14 protein-coding genes are annotated in these 17,416 nt (G+C 67.5%); 6 read left to right on the top strand and 8 right to left on the bottom strand.

Annotated elements, in window-relative coordinates:
- Positions 1-70: 70 nt before the first annotated feature.
- Positions 71-1,612, top strand: coding sequence for a glycosyltransferase family 39 protein (locus tag CEX87_RS08630; RefSeq protein WP_233151316.1), 1,542 nt, complete (start codon positions 71-73; stop codon positions 1,610-1,612).
- Between the two features lie 37 nt (positions 1,613-1,649).
- Positions 1,650-2,309 carry a UdgX family uracil-DNA binding protein gene (locus tag CEX87_RS08625; RefSeq protein ID WP_094286707.1) on the top strand — a complete coding sequence of 220 codons (660 nt, stop codon included), beginning with the start codon at positions 1,650-1,652 and terminating at the stop codon, positions 2,307-2,309.
- Positions 2,310-2,342: 33 nt separating this feature from the next.
- On the opposite strand, the gene CEX87_RS08620 is transcribed toward CEX87_RS08625, so the two are convergent.
- From CEX87_RS08620 to uvrB, 4 genes are all read right to left on the bottom strand, one after another.
- A complete protein-coding gene (locus tag CEX87_RS08620) occupies positions 2,343-2,618 on the bottom strand; it encodes a hypothetical protein (RefSeq protein WP_094286705.1) in 276 nt (91 codons plus the stop codon).
- 180 nt (positions 2,619-2,798) lie between these two features.
- A complete protein-coding gene (locus CEX87_RS08615) occupies positions 2,799-4,256 on the bottom strand; it encodes an MFS transporter (protein ID WP_094286703.1) in 1,458 nt (485 codons plus the stop codon).
- Between the two features lie 47 nt (positions 4,257-4,303).
- Positions 4,304-5,098 (bottom strand): ribosome hibernation promotion factor, encoded by a 795-nt coding sequence (locus tag CEX87_RS08610; RefSeq protein ID WP_094286701.1) that lies wholly within the window; start codon positions 5,096-5,098, stop codon positions 4,304-4,306.
- A 63-nt stretch (positions 5,099-5,161) separates the two neighbouring features.
- Positions 5,162-7,321 carry an excinuclease ABC subunit UvrB gene (gene uvrB, locus CEX87_RS08605; RefSeq protein ID WP_064419754.1) on the bottom strand — a complete coding sequence of 720 codons (2,160 nt, stop codon included), beginning with the start codon at positions 7,319-7,321 and terminating at the stop codon, positions 5,162-5,164.
- Between the two features lie 63 nt (positions 7,322-7,384).
- Between uvrB and CEX87_RS08600 the strand changes: the two genes are divergently transcribed.
- The 3 genes from CEX87_RS08600 (at position 7,385) to CEX87_RS08590 (ending at position 9,287) form a co-directional block, all read left to right on the top strand.
- Positions 7,385-7,891, top strand: coding sequence for a ribonuclease FAU-1 family protein (locus tag CEX87_RS08600; protein WP_174523675.1), 507 nt, complete (start codon positions 7,385-7,387; stop codon positions 7,889-7,891).
- A 2-nt stretch (positions 7,892-7,893) separates the two neighbouring features.
- The gene (locus CEX87_RS08595) at positions 7,894-8,676 is read left to right on the top strand and encodes an Fpg/Nei family DNA glycosylase (protein ID WP_094286699.1); all 783 of its coding nucleotides are present in this window, start codon (positions 7,894-7,896) and stop codon (positions 8,674-8,676) included.
- Positions 8,677-8,762: 86 nt separating this feature from the next.
- Positions 8,763-9,287, top strand: coding sequence for a hypothetical protein (locus CEX87_RS08590; protein WP_064419755.1), 525 nt, complete (start codon positions 8,763-8,765; stop codon positions 9,285-9,287).
- Between the two features lie 16 nt (positions 9,288-9,303).
- Here the strand turns inward: CEX87_RS08590 and coaE are convergent, their stop codons facing one another.
- Together coaE and rpsA are read right to left on the bottom strand one after the other, a co-directional pair.
- Entirely contained in the window at positions 9,304-10,515 is a 1,212-nt protein-coding gene (gene coaE, locus CEX87_RS08585) for a dephospho-CoA kinase (RefSeq protein ID WP_064419756.1), read from the bottom strand.
- A 73-nt stretch (positions 10,516-10,588) separates the two neighbouring features.
- Positions 10,589-12,034, bottom strand: coding sequence for a 30S ribosomal protein S1 (gene rpsA / locus CEX87_RS08580; RefSeq protein WP_064395699.1), 1,446 nt, complete (start codon positions 12,032-12,034; stop codon positions 10,589-10,591).
- Positions 12,035-12,228: 194 nt separating this feature from the next.
- Between rpsA and CEX87_RS08575 the strand changes: the two genes are divergently transcribed.
- Positions 12,229-13,392, top strand: coding sequence for a PrsW family intramembrane metalloprotease (locus CEX87_RS08575; RefSeq protein WP_064419757.1), 1,164 nt, complete (start codon positions 12,229-12,231; stop codon positions 13,390-13,392).
- Here the strand turns inward: CEX87_RS08575 and CEX87_RS08570 are convergent.
- Positions 13,374-14,633, bottom strand: coding sequence for a threonine/serine exporter family protein (locus tag CEX87_RS08570; protein ID WP_094286697.1), 1,260 nt, complete (start codon positions 14,631-14,633; stop codon positions 13,374-13,376). The two genes, CEX87_RS08575 and CEX87_RS08570, sit on opposite strands and share 19 nt — an antisense overlap.
- A 40-nt stretch (positions 14,634-14,673) precedes the next feature.
- On the bottom strand, positions 14,674-17,334 hold the full coding sequence (gene polA / locus CEX87_RS08565; RefSeq protein ID WP_197505909.1) for a DNA polymerase I: 2,661 nt from the start codon (positions 17,332-17,334) through the stop codon (positions 14,674-14,676).
- Between the last annotated feature and the right edge of the window lie 82 nt (positions 17,335-17,416).

Genomic DNA, 17,416 nt, shown 5'->3' with positions numbered 1-17,416 from the left:
GCTTCGGCAAGCGCTGCGCGAGGGTGCACGCTAGCGTTTTGCCGTTCGCGGGAAGGGTGGGTAACAGGGCGTGGATCTGTCGCTGGGACCGCAACGCCTCGCGCGCCTCAACCCGTCGGGATCCCTTCGCGCCGGCCGGTTCGACGCCGCGCTGACGGCACTGTTCGCGGTCGCGGTGTCGGCGGCGGGTGCGGCTCGGCCGTCGCTGTGGTTCGACGAGGCGGCCACGATCTCGGCCTCGACGCGGTCGATTCCCCAACTCTGGGGCCTGCTGCACAACATCGACGCGGTGCACGGCCTGTACTACCTGCTGATGCACGGGTGGTTCGCGGTGTTTCCGGTCACCGAGTTCTACTCCCGGCTGTCGAGCAGCCTCGCGGTCGGGCTGGCGAGCGGCGCCGTCGTCGTCCTGGCGCGCCGCTTCGCCTCGCGGACGACGGCCGTATGTGCGGGCATCGTGTTGGCGATCCTGCCCCGCGTCACGTGGGCGGGTATCGAGGCGAGGTCCTATGCGCTGACCGTGGCCGCGGCGGTCTGGCTGACGGTGTTGTTGCTGCTCGCGGTCCGCCGCAACGCCAGATGGCTGTGGGTCTGCTACGGGCTGGCGCTGGTCGGGTCGTCGCTGCTGAACATCTTCGTCGTGCTGATGGTGCTCGTGCACGCCGTGACGCTGACCACGGTGGCGGCACCGCGAGCGGTCGTGCGCCGGTGGATCGTGACGGCCGCGGTGGCGATCGCGGTCCTGGTCCCGTTTCTGGCGTTCAGCAGGACGCAGGTCGCCCAGGTGCGGTGGATCTCCCCGCCGGGCTGGCACACGGTCGCAGAAGTGGTGCAGGAGCAGTACTTCGACCACAGCGTGGCGTTCGCGGTCACGGCGGGGCTGGTGCTGGCGCTGCTCGCGATGCGACGGTTCCGGCCGACGGATCGCGGCGTCCGGTCGCTGGTGGCGATCAGCGCTGCGTGGATCGTGCTTCCGACGGCAGTGCTGTTGCTGTACTCCGTGTGGTGGGAGCCCGTGTACTACCCGCGCTACCTGAGCTACACCTCGCCGGCGCTGGCGCTGCTGTTGGCGGTCGGCATCACCGCGGTCGCCAGAGCGCGCGAGGCCGTCGCGGTGGTGCTGACGGTGCTGGCGATGGCGGCGACGCCGAACTATCTGCTCGAACAGCGAGGCCCTTACGCCAAGGAGGGCATGGACTTCAGCCAGGTGGCCGACGTCCTGACGGCGAACGCCTCCCCCGGCGATTGCCTGGTCCTCGACAACACCACCAACTGGGCGCCCGGCCCGATTCGCCCGTTGACGGCAGCGCGCCCCGAGGCGTACGCGGCCCTGGTCGACCCCGGCCGCGGTCGCCGCGCAGCGGACCGAAACCGCTTGTGGGACTTCCATCTTGGGATTTGGGGTGTGGCCGACCGGCTTCGGCCCTGCACCGTGTTGTGGACGGTCTCACAACGCGACGCCACCGTCCCGGATCGGGAGAGCGGGCGCGCGCTCGACCCGGGACCGCGTCTGCGCCGAGCACCTGCGTACCGGGTGCCGCAGGCAATGGGCTTCCGGGTCGTCGAGCGCTGGCAGTTCAGCTTCGCGCAGGTGGTCAAGTCGACCCGGTAGCGCGAGTGGCGGCTGCATAAGCGGGTAACCGTTTCCCATGCCCGCAAGGCCAGCCCACACCGCGGCGGAGTTCGTACCCGAGACCCGCGAGCTCGATGCGCTCGCCGACGCCGCGCACGGTTGCAAGGGATGCGATCTGTACCTCGACGCAACGCAGGTCGTGTTCGGCGGCGGTTCCTCCAGCGCGGACATGATGCTGGTCGGCGAGCAGCCCGGCGATCAGGAGGACAAGGCCGGACGGCCGTTCGTCGGCCCCGCGGGCAAGCTGCTGGACAAGGCGCTGGTGCAGGCCGGTATCGACCGTGAACGGGTGTACGTGACCAATGCGGTCAAGCACTTCAAGTTCACCCTGCCCGAACGCGGCAAGCGGCGGATCCACAAGACTCCGGGCCGCACGGAAGTCGTGGCATGTCGACCGTGGCTGCTGGCCGAGCTGGATGCCGTCAGACCCGAGGTGCTGGTGCTGATGGGTGCGACCGCCGCACAGTCGCTGCTGGGCAGCAAGTTTCGGCTGACCGCACACCGCGGCGAGGAGCTGGAACTCCCGGCGATCGAGGAACTCGACGTCGCGCCCGACGTCGCCGTGACCGTGCATCCGTCGTCGGTGCTGCGCGGGCCACCGGAGGATCGGGAGAAAGCCTTCGACGCGCTGGTGTCCGATCTGCGGTTCGCCGACGGCCTGCGTGCACGCCGCTGAACCGTTGTCGTGGAGCGACGGAGCCAGGGGCCCCTAGCAGGCGGCCGGCGGCACCCACATCGAGACGGCGGGAGGCACCCATGCGCAGGGCCCACCGTAATGCGGACCGTAGTAGGCCGGGCCGTCCCAGCGCGGACCACGACGCTTGTCCCAGTCGTCCCAGTCATCCCACTTGTCGAGCTTCCAGGTCACGCTTGGTGTGCTGGGCGCCGCTTCCTCGGCGTTGGCGACACCCGCTCCGACGCCCAAGGCAGAGAACGCCAGTGCACCGACCAGTCCCGCTTGCACTCCGACCTTCTTTACGCTCACGACCAATCCCTCACTACTGCAATGAATTATCGGTTCCGACTCGCGTCGATCCTATACGCGCGACGATCCTGTCGACGATCCCGCCTGCGCCCGGCGTGGCTCACTTCGCAGCAGCAAACCCGGCGCAGAGCCGTGGAGAGTGCGCTGAACAAAGCTGTCGCACAGTTCGGTTGGGAAACGTCAATTTGCCTGCCGGAGGCCGTCAGGTGCGCTTTGGCGTCCTCGGCTAAAGCGGGTCCCACAGCGCGGCCGGCCGCTCCGTGTCGACGCGACCAGGCCCACCGCGGCGAGCCCGGCGAAGGCCGCCAGCAGCCACCGCGCCGGCGTGGCGTCGCCGCTGTCGGTCATGTTCACCAGCACTCCGGCCAGCCCCGCTCCGAAGGCGCCGGAAATCAGCTGAACGGTGTTGATCGCCGCAGCCGCAGTGGGTCCCTCGGACGGGTCATCTACCCGGCTCATCGCCCATGCCGACAAATGCGGCCAGGCGATCCCGATCCCGGTGCCCGCCGCGATCAGCGCGACCGCCCAGACCGCTACCGCGGCGGCCGATGCGTCGTCGCGCATGGCCACCGCCGTGAGGGCGAGACCGGTGGCCATCACCGCCGGCGCGATGGCGACCGTGCGCTTGATCGCGCGCGGGTCGCTCATCGAAGCACTGCCGATCTCACCGACCGTCCAACCGAGCGCCAGGCCCGCCCCGAGAAAACCCGCCGCGACCGGCGTGAGATCGGCCAGTCGCTGACCGAACAGCGGGATGTACATGTCCGCCATCGTTGCGGCCATCAACACAGCGAGGGTCAGATAAATCCACTTCAGCGGTCCGCGCCCGAAAGTGCTGGGCGGCAACACCGCTGCGGGTTGGCGCCGATCGACGAACAAGAACACCGCCACCATGACGGCGCCCAAGCCCAGCAACGCGACCGTGAGCCACACATCGCGCGGGATACCGGCCGCGCTGACGGCCAATGCCGCACCACCCAACAACATCAACGACCACACGGGAATCGGTGTCCGCGGCGCATCGACGTCGGCGCCCGTGCGTCTGGGCAACGCCAGCGGGACCAATACACCGATGGCCACGGTCAGAATCGCCAGCGCACCGAAAGCCCAACGCCACGAACCATACTGGGAGAACAGACCCCCGGCGGCGGGACCCAGCAACGTCCCGACGCCCCACATCGCCGATACCAACGCCGACGCCTTGGTCCACAACCACTCGGGCAACGCCGTATTGATCACCGCATAGCCCAACCCTGCCAGCAGCCCGCCCGCCAGCCCCTGCACGGTGCGCCCCACAAGCAGGGCTTCCATCGTGGGCGCCGCGGCGCAGGCCAGGCTGCCCACACCGAATACGCTGAGCGCCCCCAGATACGACACCCGCGGCCCGAAACGCATCAACGTCGAGTGCACGGTGGTCGCCGCGACCACCGAAGCGACCAGGTACACCGTCGTCACCCATGCGTACAGCCGGTAACCGCCGATGTCGGCCACCGCGCTGGGCATCAGGCTGATGGTGAGGAACTCGTTGGTGGCATACAGCGCGACGCCGCCGGCCAGGACGGCGCTGGCGCCGAGATACTTCGGCCCCAACAGGTCGCGCCAGCGTCCCGCAGGGGTCGTCGGCGCGGTGTCGGTCACGCCGGACACGCTACGAGCTCAACCATCGTTCAGGTCAAGCGGCGACCTCAGCCGGCAGGAGTGATGAGCCCGTAGTGGCCGTCGTAGCGGTGGTAGAGCACGGCTGCACGACCTTGCGCCGCGTCGATGAAGAACATGAACGGCAGCCCGAGCATTCCCATCCGCTCGGCGGCCTGCTCGACGGTGTGAAATGGCGGCGGGTGGGGGCTGATCGCCAGCGGCAGTTCAAACGGTGCCAGTTCGTCTTCCGAAGCCGGTTGCACCTGCGCCAGCCGGTATTCGGACGGACCGCTCTTATAGAGGACGCTCGCCATCTGAGTGCGCTCCTCGGTGAACAAGTGGAAGTCGTAGTCGAGCAGGTTCATCTCCATCGCCGCCTCGTCCACCGTGCACGGCGCCAGGGTGAACGACTTGCGCCGCACGATCTGGCGCTCCTCGGGCGGAAGGGCAAGGCGGTTGGGTTGCTGCGCGGAATCGTCGGTGTCCTGCGGAGCTCGTACCGTTCGGCCGTCGCGGCGCGCCTGCCAGTGCTCGGCGGCCCGCCGGAGCTGGCTTCGAAGGCGCTCCCCGAGGCGGTCGATCGCATCGCGCGCGGTGTCGCCCGAAGCCTGCGCGCGGATCAGTCGGCCGTCGACGTCGAGATTGGCTTGCGCGATGACCGGACGTTCCAGTTCCGGGTCGCCGTGGCGCGTCAGCTTCACGTGAGCATGTGTCAACGGTCGGTGCGCGAACCGGCTGACGTCGTCGATCTTGCTCCGCGCGTAGTCGGCCGCGCCGGGAAGATCACCGCGCGTCGTCACGTCGACGTGGACTGGCGATTCGATATCCGCTCTGTCACTCATACTTTCGTTTGTACGCGAGGCGACCGGTCGGGACTAGGGCCGAAGGTCCCGACGGTGTCCGTACTACTTCAGACCCGCGGCATCCATGCCGCGCAGTTCCTTCTTCAGATCGTGGATCTCGTCGCGGATGCGCGCGGCCAACTCGAACTGCAGATCCCGCGCTGCGGCCATCATCTGTTCAGTCAGGTCCCTGATCAGATCGGCCAACTCGGCTCGCGGCATATTCGAGGTGTCACGGCCCTCGATGATGCCTGCGCTGACCGCCCGCCCGGGCTCGCCCTGCGCCCGGCGCCCCCGCGAGGCGTTCCGTCCCGAACCACCGACCTCGACGGCTTCATCGTCGCTGGCCTCCCTATATACCTGGTCGAGAATGTCGGCGATCTTCTTGCGCAACGGTTTCGGATCGATGCCGTGGGCCTCGTTGTAGGCGATCTGCTTGGCACGCCGGCGCTCGGTCTCGTCGATGGCTTCCCGCATCGATTCGGTGATGTTGTCGGCGTACATGTGCACCTCGCCCGACACGTTGCGGGCGGCGCGGCCGATGGTCTGGATCAGGCTGCGGGTCGACCGCAGGAACCCCTCCTTGTCCGCGTCGAGGATCGCGACCAGCGACACCTCCGGCAGGTCGAGACCCTCGCGGAGCAGGTTGATGCCGACCAGCACGTCGTAGTCGCCGAGGCGCAGTTGACGCAGCAATTCGACGCGACGCAGCGTGTCCACCTCGGAGTGCAGGTAGCGAACCCTGATCCCCATCTCGAGCAGGTAGTCGGTCAGGTCCTCGGCCATCTTCTTGGTCAACGTGGTCACGAGCACCCGCTCGTCACGCTCGGTGCGCGTGCGGATCTCCCCGATCAAGTCGTCGATCTGCCCCTTCGTCGGCTTCACGACCACCTTGGGATCCACCAAACCCGTTGGGCGGATGACCTGTTCGACAAACTCACCGCCGGACTGGCTGAGCTCGTACGGTCCCGGCGTCGCCGACAGGTACACGGTCTGCCCGATGCGGTCGGCGAACTCCTCCCAGGTGAGCGGCCGGTTGTCGACGGCCGAGGGCAATCGGAAGCCGAAGTCGACCAGGTTGCGCTTACGCGACATGTCGCCTTCGTACATGCCGCCGATCTGCGGCACCGTCACGTGCGACTCGTCGATGACGAGCATGAAGTCCTCGGGGAAGTAGTCGAGCAGCGTGGCGGGCGCGGAACCAGCGGGCCTGGCGTCGATGTGACGCGAATAGTTCTCGATACCCGAGCAGAAGCCGACCTGGCGCATCATCTCGATGTCGTAGTTGGTGCGCATCCGCAGCCGCTGCGCCTCCAGCAGCTTGCCCTGGCCCTCGAGCTCGGCCAGCCGCTCCTCGAGTTCCTGTTCGATGGTCGAGATCGCGTGTGCCATGCGCTCCGGGCCTGCGACGTAGTGGGTGGCCGGGAAGATCCGCAGCGAGTCGACCTTGCGGACGACGTCTCCTGTCAACGGGTGCAGGTAGTACAGCTCCTCGATCTCGTCGCCGAAGAACTCGATGCGGACCGCCAACTCCTCGTAGGACGGGATGATCTCGACGGTGTCCCCGCGCACGCGGAACGAGCCGCGGGTGAACGCCATGTCGTTGCGGGTGTACTGCACGTCGACGAGCAGCCGCAGCAGCGCGTCGCGCGGCACCTCGTCACCGATCTTGAGCTCGACGCTGCGGTCCAGGTAGGACTGCGGTGTGCCCAGACCATAGATGCAGGACACCGAGGCGACCACGACCACGTCGCGGCGGGACAGCAGGCTCGAGGTCGCCGAGTGGCGCAGCCGCTCGACGTCGTCATTGATCGAGCTGTCCTTCTCGATGTAGGTGTCGGTCTGGGCGATGTACGCCTCGGGCTGGTAGTAGTCGTAGTACGAGACGAAGTACTCGACGGCGTTGTGCGGCAACATCTCCCGCAGTTCGTTCGCCATCTGCGCGGCGAGCGTCTTGTTCGGTTCCATCACCAGCGTCGGCCGTTGGACCCGCTCGATGAGCCACGCCGTCGTCGCCGACTTACCGGTGCCGGTGGCACCCAGCAGCACCACATCGTGCTCCCCCGCCTTGATCCGGCGCTCCAGCTCGTCGATGGCGGCCGGCTGGTCGCCCGCCGGTGAGTAGGGGCTGACCACCTCGAAGCGGTTGCCCGTGCGCACGATCGCATCGACCGGGCGGTACTCCGAGTGCGCGAGCACGGGGTGTTCAGTAGCGAAAGCCATAATCTACTCAGGGTAAGCGCGTACTCCGACAAGTTCATTCCCGCTGCGCCCTATCCTGTTCTCATCCACGCTCCCAAACACGAGACGTTCGACCTCGTCGCCCGCACCAACACCGACCCGAAGGGCATCGTGCGGGCGGTCGACGTCTACACGGTCCAGCCCTGGGGCCTCTACATGGCCCGTCCGACCCCGGGCCGGGCGCAGTTCCACTATCTGGAGTCCTGGCTGCTGCCCTCGCTGCGGCTGCGCGCGACGGTGTTCCACTTCAACGCAGGTCACGAGCTCGACCAGGACTACTACCTGGACGTGGGCCACTACGCACCGGGCCCCAAGATCTGGCACGCCGAAGACCACTACCTCGACCTGGCGGTCCGCACCGGCCGGGGCGTCGAGCTCCACGACGTCGACGAACTGCTCACTGCGGTCCGGCACAACCTGCTGGCGCCCGAGACCGGAGAACAGGCGGTCCAGACCGCGGCGGCCGCGATCGACGGGCTGGCCAGGCACGACTACGACCTCAACCGGTGGCTCGGCGGTCTGGGCATGCCGCTTACCTGGCGCGATGAGTAGTCATGCCCGAACTACCCGACGTCGAGGGCTTTCGCAGGGAGCTGGCGCGTGAGCTGCCGGGGCGTCGCATCCGCCGCGTCGACGTGCGCGATGCGGGAGTGCTGCGCAACACCACCGCACGCTCGCTGGCCCGAAATCTGGCCGGCCGCACCTTCGAACAGCCTCGCCGGCACGGTAAATGGCTGATCCTGCCGACCGACGGCCCCGCGTTGCTGGTGCACAGCGGTATGACCGGCAGGCCGTTCTACACGCCCGGCGACGACGACACCAAGCACGTCCGGCTGGTCATCGAGCTCGACCGCGGCGAGTTCCGGTACGCGGACCTGCGCAAGCTCCGTGGCCTGTGGCTACTGGCCTCCGACGAGGAGATCGACGAGGTGACCGGCGAGCAGGGGCCCGACGCCCTGTCCCTCGACCTGCGCTCGTTTCGCGAGGTCCTGCGGGGTCGGCGCGGACGGCTGAAACCGACGCTGATGGATCAGGCGGTGATCGCGGGGCTGGGAAACCTGCTCGTCGACGAGATTCTCTGGCGCACACGCCTGTCGCCGTCACTGCCGGTGCCGAGCCTGACCGACGACGATGTCAAACGCCTCCATGTGGCGATGCGACGTGTACTGGACACCGCGGTGCGCCACGGACGGGTGCCCGACCTGCCGCGGTGGCTGACCGGCAACCGGGACGGACCCGACCCGACGTGCCCCCGCTGCGGCACCCGGCTCGCGCGCGGCCGCATCGCGGGAAGGACATCGGTGTGGTGCCCGCGTTGCCAGCCGACCCCCGGGTAACGAACCACCTGCACTTACCGATCTTGATTTCGATGGCTACCGCTACGAATTTGTCTGCCCAGGTACGGCCGGTATCCTCTCGTCGCATGTCCCCCACAACCCGCATCCGGACCGCTGGCGCGACGGTCGCGGCGATGGTCGTGGGCTCGGTTCTGTTCCCAGGTGGCGCCGCGGCCCAACCGAGCGCCGAGACCGAGGCGCAGCCGACGCCCGAAGTTCTGCACAACGTGATCTACCGAGCGCGTGCGGACGGCACCTCCCGCGGCGCGGTCGTCGCGTACAAGATGGACGACCAGAACGTCAACAGCGCGCAGCCCACGCTGCTACCCGGTCAGACGTTCGAGGTGAATACGGTGCTGGCCGACCCCCAACTGGCCGGCATGGAGATCTCCATCGAATGGCCCTACGGCTCCAACCTGCACTGCGAGATCCTCGTCGACGACCAGATCGTGGCCAAGGCCGACCAGTTCATCGCGCCGCGCCTGCTGCGGCCCAAGGACGACCCGATGTACGGGGTGCTGCAATGCGGTGCCCCGCTGAACCTGCCGATCGACGGGGCCCCCACCGCACCGACACCCGACGTCAGCGCACCGTTGCCTCCCGAGGCTTAACGCCTCACGTAACGCCTCACGGCCGCCACCCGGTGGCATCGGCCCACTCCCACGCACGCCGGTAGGCGTCGAGGAACCAGGGCTCCTTCGCGTCGGCATAGGCGCCCGTGTGTACGTGCCCCTCCTCGGCGACGCGCCGCTTCAACGCGAGGTAGTCGGCCTGGACGCCGGGATTGGCACGCATCCAGTCCACGAACAGCAATGCGAACTGCTGGCCCGGCCATCCGTCGACGCTGATGTGAACGTTGGTCGGCCGCCCCGGATCGGCCGAGCAGTAAATACGCTTGTGCCACAACGCATCATCGTTCGAATGATCGAACTCGGCAACCGTGCTGCGGGCATCCGGCCTGGCGACGCCCGCAGTGGCCTGCCCGCGCACGTAACCCGCGCCGGTCAGCGCGTCGTCCAGTTCATCGGCATCCGCGAGCGAGGCGACCGTCACCTGGACGTCGATCACGTCCTTGGCGTCCATCCCCGGCACCGCCGTGGAGCCGACGTGGTCGACGCGGACGGCGCGGTGCCCGCATGCGGTGTTGAGCCGAGCCACGATGCGCCGCGCCTGCTCGGGCCAATTCGGGTCGAAGGGCACCAGGACCGGCTTGGAGTGTGCCTGCTGCTTTTCGTGCAGGTTGTGCGCGAACGGCAGGATCCGCTCGTGCCACAGCGCGCGGGCCTTCTCGACCAGTTCACCCGCGGTGCCCGAGTTGTCGAGCCAGACGTCGGCAACGGCACGACGCTGCTCCTCGGTGGCCTGCGCGGCGATCCGCGCCCGGGCGTCCTCTTCGGTGAAGCCGCGGTGCTCGAGAAGGCGTCTCACCCGCACCTCCTCGTCGGCGTGGACGATGACCACCAACGGAAACATCGGAGCCATACCGGATTCGACGAGTAGCGGGATGTCCTCGATGATCACGGCGTCCTCGGCCGCGGCCGCGATGAGCTCGGACCGGCGGTGGGCCACCAGCGGATGCACGATCCCGTTGAGGGTTTGACGCTTCTGTTCGTCGCTGAACGCGATCGCTGCCAGCGCGGGACGGTTCAAGGCGCCGTCGTCGTGCAGGATCTCCCTGCCGAACGCGTCGACGAGCTTGGCCAACCCTTCGGTCCCCGGTTCGACGACCTCGCGGGCGATCACGTCACCGTCGACGACGATTCCGCCCAGATCACTGAACGTCGAAGACACGGTCGATTTTCCGGCGCCGATACCGCCGGACAGCCCAATGCGCAGCACCGCACCAGTCTGTCAGGGCCGCTCGACGGCGAAGGCCCCGGCTCGGTGAGCCGGGGCCTTCGGTCGTTACGAGTTAGGCGTTGCCTGCGAGCTTCTCACGCAGCGCCGCGAGCTGGGCGTCGCTGGCCAGCGAGCCGCCTGCGGACTCCTCGCCGCGCGAAGCGCCGTTGGACCTGGAACCCGACGCCTCAACAGCTTCTGCTTCAGCAGCGGCGAACTTCTCCATCTGCGCGGTGTGCATCTTGTGTCGGCGCTCGGCCTCGGCGTAGCGGGACTCCCACTCCTCACGCTGCTTCTCGAAACCCTCGAGCCATTCGTTGGTCTCGGAGTCGAAGCCCTCCGGGAAGATGTAGTTGCCCTGCTCGTCGTAGCTGTCGGCCATGCCGTACTTGCTGGGGTCGAACTCCTCGGTGTAGTCCTCGTTGGCCTGCTTCAGGCTCAGCGAGATACGGCGACGCTCCAGGTCGATGTCGATCACCTTGACCATCGCGTCGTCGCCGACCTGGACCACCTGATCCGGGACCTCGACGTGGCGCTCGGACAGCTCGGAGATGTGCACCAGGCCCTCGATGCCCTCCTCGACGCGGACGAACGCACCGAACGGGACCAGCTTGGTGACCTTGCCCGGCACGATCTGGCCGATCGCGTGGGTGCGGGCGAAGTGCCGCCACGGGTCTTCCTGAGTCGCCTTGAGCGACAACGAAACCCGCTCGCGGTCCATGTCCACGTCGAGCACCTCGACGGTGACCTCGTCGCCGACGTTGACAACCTCGGACGGGTGGTCGATGTGCTTCCACGACAGCTCCGAGACGTGCACCAGGCCATCGACGCCGCCGAGGTCGACGAAGGCGCCGAAGTTGACGATGGAAGACACGACACCCTTGCGGATGGCGCCCTTGGTGAGCTGGTTGAGGAACTCGCTGCGGACCTCGGACTGGGTCTGCTCCAGCCATGCGCGGCGGCTCAGCACGACGTTATTGCGGTTCTTGTCGAGCTCGATGATCTTGGCCTCGATCTCCTTGCCGATATACGGCTGCAGATCGCGGACGCGACGCATCTCGACCAGCGACGCGGGCAGGAAGCCGCGCAGGCCGATGTCGAGGATCAGGCCGCCCTTGACGACCTCGATGACGGTGCCCTTGACGGCCTCGTCCTTCTCCTTGAGCTCTTCGATGGTGCCCCAGGCCCGCTCGTACTGAGCGCGCTTCTTGGACAGGATCAGACGGCCTTCTTTGTCCTCCTTGGTGAGGACCAGGGCTTCGACCTCATCGCCCACGGAAACGACCTCGTTGGGGTCGACGTCGTGCTTGATGGAAAGTTCTCGGGACGGGATGACGCCTTCGGTCTTGTAACCGATGTCGAGCAGGACTTCGTCCCGGTCGACCTTGACGATGGTTCCCTCGACGATGTCGCCATCGTTGAAGTACTTGATGGTCTTGTCGATGGCGGCGAGAAAGTCCTCGCTCGAGCCGATGTCGTTGACGGCTACTTGCGGCGAGGTGACGGAGGGACTTGGCATGTGGTGGGTTGCTCCGGACAGGTTTGATCGTAGGGACTTAGGACATTCGAGTTATTGGCTCGGCGCGGGCGCCGACATCGTGCTCTGTACCCGCCGCAGAAGATGACGAAAACCACAGACAGGTACCCGTAGAGGCTACTCGACTGGGCACATGCTGGACAAACTCGGTCCCCACCGGCCGCTAGTCTGCTCAGGTGTCACATCCCGGCGCCCCACATCACCCCTGGCTGCCTGCTCCGCCGTTTCAACGCAAGGTCCGCAGGGTCGGGGCGCCGTTGGCGGTGCTCATTCTGCTTGCCACCGTGGTCGGGCTCATCATCATCGGGCTGACCGCTCTCAATCCCATCGGGGCGGGGATCGGGCTGGTGCTGTCGAGCCTGGCCATGGTGGTCGTGGTTCTGGCCTACGTGTGGCTCGACCGCTTCGAGCCCGAACCGCCGCGGTTGTTGGCCTTCGCGTTCCTGTGGGGCGCCTCGGTCGCGGTGGTGCTGTCGGTGATCCTCGGCCTCTACCTCGAGTCGTTGATTGTGAGGGGTGACGCCGAGGGGGTCAGCGCGGTCTCGGTGGTGGTCATCGCCCCGGTCATCGAGGAAGCGGCCAAGGGCGCGTTCCTGTTGGTCATGATGACCGGCCGGCGCCGCCGCGAGCTGAATTCCCTGACGGACTGCCTGGTCTACGCGGGGTTGGTCGGTGCGGGATTCGCCTGGCTTGAGGACATCCTCTACATCGCCAGCGGTGAATCGCTCGGCGACTCGCTGCTGACAGCCGCGCTACGACTGGTCATGGCGCCGTTCGCGCATTCACTGTTCACCACGTTCTTCGGGATCGGCGTCTACTTCGCCCTGCACCGCCGCGACGCATCCGCCAAGGCCGGCGCCGTTCTGCTGGGCTACCTGGCTGCGGTGTTCACCCACGCACTCTGGAACGGTTCGTCGCTGCTGGGCGTCGAGTGGTATCTCGGGGTTTACCTGTACTGGATGATGCCGCTGTTCGCGCTGGCGATCGTCCTGGGCGTGCAGAGTCGCCGTCGTGAGCAGGCGATTGTCGCCAGCAAGCTGCCCGGCATGGTGCAGGCCGGCCTCGTCACACCCGCCGAGGCCACCTGGCTGGGCTCGCTGCGGCACCGCAAGCTGGCGCTCGCCCAGGCCGCCCGCCAGGGAGGGCGCCCCGCCCGCAACGCGGTCAAACGGTTCGCCGGCCAGGTCGTCGAGTTGGCGTTTGTGCGCGACCGCATCGACCGCGGGTTCGGCGATCCGCGGGTGCAGGCGATGCTGGTCGAGGAGACCCACGCGCTCTACGCCGCCCGCGCGGCTGCGCCGGTACTGCAGGCGATGGCCGGTTATCGCGGCGGGCGCTGACCAGGTCGCCGCCTACGCCGCCGCCAGCCCCCGGGGCGCCGGAACGCTTGCCACAACACCAGGCCGGCCTGCAGACCGAGCGCGACCGAGATCATCGAGATGAATGTCACCCCCAGCGCGGAGTCGCCGTCAGCGCCGAACAACTCGGCGATTCCGATCAACCCCATCGAGCCTGGGACCAGGAGCCAGAAGCCGGGCAGAATCATCGTGAGCGCCGGCGGCGCGCTGCGGTACCGGCTCATCAGCAGTGCAGCCACGGTCAGCACCACGCCGCCACAGAAGCCGCTCGCGTAGCTGCCCAGCACCAAGTCGCCGAGGTACTGGGCGATGAAGGCGGCGTAAGCGACCAGCAGCAGCCACGGCAGAAACGACGTCGGCGGCCCGAGAAACAGCATGACGCCGACGGCGTAGACCGCGACCCCCAGCCACGGGGCCCACGGCCCCAGTTTGTTCAACGGCTCGGCGCTCAGATGCGATACGTCCTCGCCGAGCAGCTGGGCGGCGATGAGGATTCCGAACACCAACTGGGCCAATTGCGCGAACCCGGCCACCAGCCGACTGGAACCCGACACCGCATCTCGGGCGGTGACCTCGATGACCGCCAGAGTGATCGCGGCACCGGGCAGGAACATCGCCAGCGGGGGGATCAGCGCGCGCAGCCCGATGTGGTCGAGCCCGAGGTACTCGGCGACGGCGATACTCACCGCGGCCACGGAGAAAGCGCTGACAACCGGCAGCAGCTGGGCGAGCACACCGAAGCGCTGCCCCACCATGGCGAAAATCCCGACCATCACACCGAGCACGGTGGCGCCGAGCAGGTTCAGCGGTGTGGGCTCGAGCACCAGCCCCAGACCGGCGCTCCACACTCCGTAGCCGAGTACGGTCATCCACGGCCGGAACCGGGGCCGCGAGGCCAGGATGCGGTCGAGTTCGGTGTCTCCCTCTGCGGGATCGATCGCGCCGCGCATGGCGTTGGAAACCAAGCGCGCCAACGGGAAAGCTTGGTCGAAACGCACATCGCGGTCCAGATGGGCCGACTTGACGATCGTTCCCGAGCCGGTCGCCGGGCCCACGACCTGCACGGTGTTGGGTAGCACGATCACTTCGGTGGGGACGCCGTACGCGGCGGAGGCGCGGCCCAGCATCTGCCGGATCAAGGTCACCGGGTAATTCGCCGCGGCCATGGCCGCGCCCAGTCGGGCCAGGAACCGGATCTCGTCGTCTGTGGTCTTGTTGTCCATCACACGCGCCCGTGTCGGACCGTACCCGACGACCGGCTCGCTAGTGGGCTGCGGCGTCCCAGCTGCGGCCGTAACCGACGCTGACCTCGAGCGGCACGTCAAGCGGGTAAGCGTTGCCCATCTGCTCGCGGACCAGCGCCTCGACCGCGTCGCGCTCACCGTCGGCGACCTCGAACAGCAGCTCGTCGTGCACCTGCAGCAGCATCCGCGACTTCAGCCCCGCTTCCTTGAGCGCCGTGTCGACGTTGATCATCGCGACCTTGATGATGTCGGCCGCGCTGCCCTGGATCGGCGCGTTGAGCGCTGCACGCTCGGCGGCCTCGCGGACGTTGCGGTTGCTGCTGTCCAATTCCGGCAGATAGCGCCGCCTGCCGAACACCGTCGATGTGTAGCCGTCCTTGCGCGCCTGGTCCACCACGTTGCGCAGGTAGTCGCGCACCCCGCCGAAGCGGTCGAAGTACTGCTCCATCTGGACCTTGGCTTCTTCGGTGGAGATCTTGAGCTGAGCGGCCAGCCCGTAGGCGCTCAGCCCGTAGGCCAGCCCGTACGACATCGCCTTGACGCGGCGCCGCAGTTCGGCGTTGACCTCGTCGATCGGCACCGAGAACGCCCGCGATGCGACGAACGAGTGGAGGTCCTCGCCCGTGTTGAAAGCTTCGATGAGGCCCTCGTCCTTGGACAGGTGCGCCATGATGCGCATCTCGATCTGGCTGTAGTCCGCGGTCATCAACTCCGCGTAACCCTTGCCCACCACGAACGCGTCGCGGATCCGGCGGCCGGCGTCGGTGCGGATCGGGATGTTCTGCAGATTCGGCTCGGTCGACGACAACCGCCCGGTGGCCGCGATCGTCTGGTTGAAGGTGGTGTGAATGCGGCCGTCGGACGCCACCGAATTGAGCAGCCCGTCGACGGTGACCTTCAACCGCGTCGCATCGCGGTGGGTCAGCAGATGTTGCAGGAACGGGTGGCCGGTCTTGTCGAACAGGGATTGCAGCGCGTCCGCGTCGGTGGTGTACCCGGTCTTCGTGCGCTTGGTCTTGGGCATCTCCAGCTCGTCGAACAGCACCACCTGCAGCTGCTTCGGCGAGCCGAGGTTGATCTGCTTACCGATCACCGCGTACGCCGCCTCGGCCGCGTCGCGGATGTGGTCGGCGAACTCGCTCTGCAGCTGCCCCAGTTGCTCGAGGTCCACCGCGATGCCCGCGGTCTCCATCTCGGCCAGCACCCGCTGCACCGGCAACTCCATGTTGTTGAGCAGAGCGAGCGAGTCGATGCGGGCGAGTTCCTCGTCGAGCGCGTCGGCCAGGTCCATCACCGCGCTGGCTCGCAGTATCACGGTCTGCACGGCCTGGTCGTCGACGCCGTCATTGTCGTCGAGCAGCGAAAGTTGTTGTTGCTCCGGGTTTTCAGCGCGCAGTTCACGCTTGAGATAACGCAGCGAGAGGTCGTCGAGCGCGAAACTGCGCTGCCCTGGCCGCACGAGGTACGCCGCCAGCGCGGTGTCCGACGTGACGCCGGCGAGCTTCCAGCCGCGGCCTTCGAGGTCGTGCATCGCCAGCTTGGCTTCGTGCAGCGCTTTGGGCGGGCCGGGGTCGGCGAGCCACGAGGCGAGGGCGGCCTCGTCGTCCTCGGTCAACGTGGCGGTGTCGATGTAGCGCCCTTCGCCGTCGGCGGCGACGATACCCAGCGCCGTCGCGTCCGCGTCGAACGCCAGGTGCGTGCCGACGACGGCCAGCCCGAACCGCTTGCCCGAACTGTGCTCGGCCAGCCACGCGGCCAGCTCCCCCGCTTCCAGCGCCCCGCCGCGGACGTCGAAGCCCTGGTCGACCTCGGGATCCGCCGAGGCCAGCGTGTCGAACAGCCGATCGCGCAGAACGCGGAACTCCAGGTCGTCGAACAGCCGGTGGATCTGGTCGCGGTCCCACGGCTGCATGCGCAGGGTGTCGGGGGTTTGCGGCAGCGGGACGTCCCTGACCAGATCGGTCAGTTCCCGATTGAGCACGACGCTGGACAGGTTGGCCCGCAACGCGTCACCGACCTTTCCCTTGACGGTGTCTACGTTGTCGACCAACGCCTGCAGCGAGCCGAACTCCGCGATCCACTTGGTCGCCGTCTTCTCACCGACGCCGGGGATGCCGGGCAGGTTGTCGCTGGGGTCGCCGCGCAGCGCCGCGAAGTCCGGGTACTGCTGCGGAGTCAAGCCGTACTTCTCCAGTACCGCCTCCGGGGTGAACCGCGTCAGCTCGCTGACGCCCTTGCGCGGGTACAGCACTGTGACGTCATCGCTGACCAACTGCAGCGAGTCACGGTCGCCGGAGACCACCAGGACCCGGTAGCCGCCCTGCTCGGCCTGCGTGGCCAGGGTGGCGATGATGTCGTCGGCCTCGAAGCCCGGTTCGGCGAGCACGGTGATGCCCAGCGCGCCGAGCACCTCCTTGGTGATGTCGATCTGGCCGCGGAACTCATCGGGCGTCGACGAGCGGCCGGCCTTGTACTCGGGGTACTTGTCCACGCGAAACGTTTGGCGTGACACGTCGAAAGCGGCGGCGATGTGGCTGGGCTGCTCGTCGCGCAGGAGGTTGATCAGCATGGCGGTGAAGCCGTACACCGCGTTGGTGGTGAGCCCGCCCTGGGTCTTGAAGTTCTCGGCGGGCAGTGCGTAGAACGCCCGGTATGCCAGGGAATTGCCGTCGAGCAACATCAATGTCGGCTTCTGGTCCGTCGGCTGGGACGCCGCCTTCTTGGCGGTGGCGGTGGTGGCAGGGCTCACGGACCTAACTCTA

Source organism: Mycobacterium lehmannii, assembly GCF_002245535.1.
GTDB classification, from domain to species: domain Bacteria; phylum Actinomycetota; class Actinomycetes; order Mycobacteriales; family Mycobacteriaceae; genus Mycobacterium; species Mycobacterium lehmannii.
Note: the sequence above shows the minus strand (reverse complement) of the source record. Positions and strands in the feature narration are given on the sequence as shown.

Bases quoted from the DNA above. Each gene is read 5' to 3' on its own strand.
- rpsA (WP_064395699.1), bottom strand. From the start codon at position 12,034: ATGCCAAGTCCCTCCGTCACCTCGCCGCAAGTAGCCGTCAACGACATC.
- uvrB (WP_064419754.1), bottom strand. From the start codon at position 7,321: ATGGCTTTCGCTACTGAACACCCCGTGCTCGCGCACTCGGAGTACCGC.
- CEX87_RS08610 (WP_094286701.1), bottom strand. From the start codon at position 5,098: ATGAGTGACAGAGCGGATATCGAATCGCCAGTCCACGTCGACGTGACG.
- CEX87_RS08570 (WP_094286697.1), bottom strand. From the start codon at position 14,633: ATGGACAACAAGACCACAGACGACGAGATCCGGTTCCTGGCCCGACTG.
- polA (WP_197505909.1), bottom strand. From the start codon at position 17,334: ATGTTGCTCGACGGCAATTCCCTGGCATACCGGGCGTTCTACGCACTG.
- CEX87_RS08625 (WP_094286707.1), top strand. From the start codon at position 1,650: ATGCCCGCAAGGCCAGCCCACACCGCGGCGGAGTTCGTACCCGAGACC.
- CEX87_RS08590 (WP_064419755.1), top strand. From the start codon at position 8,763: ATGTCCCCCACAACCCGCATCCGGACCGCTGGCGCGACGGTCGCGGCG.
- CEX87_RS08595 (WP_094286699.1), top strand. From the start codon at position 7,894: ATGCCCGAACTACCCGACGTCGAGGGCTTTCGCAGGGAGCTGGCGCGT.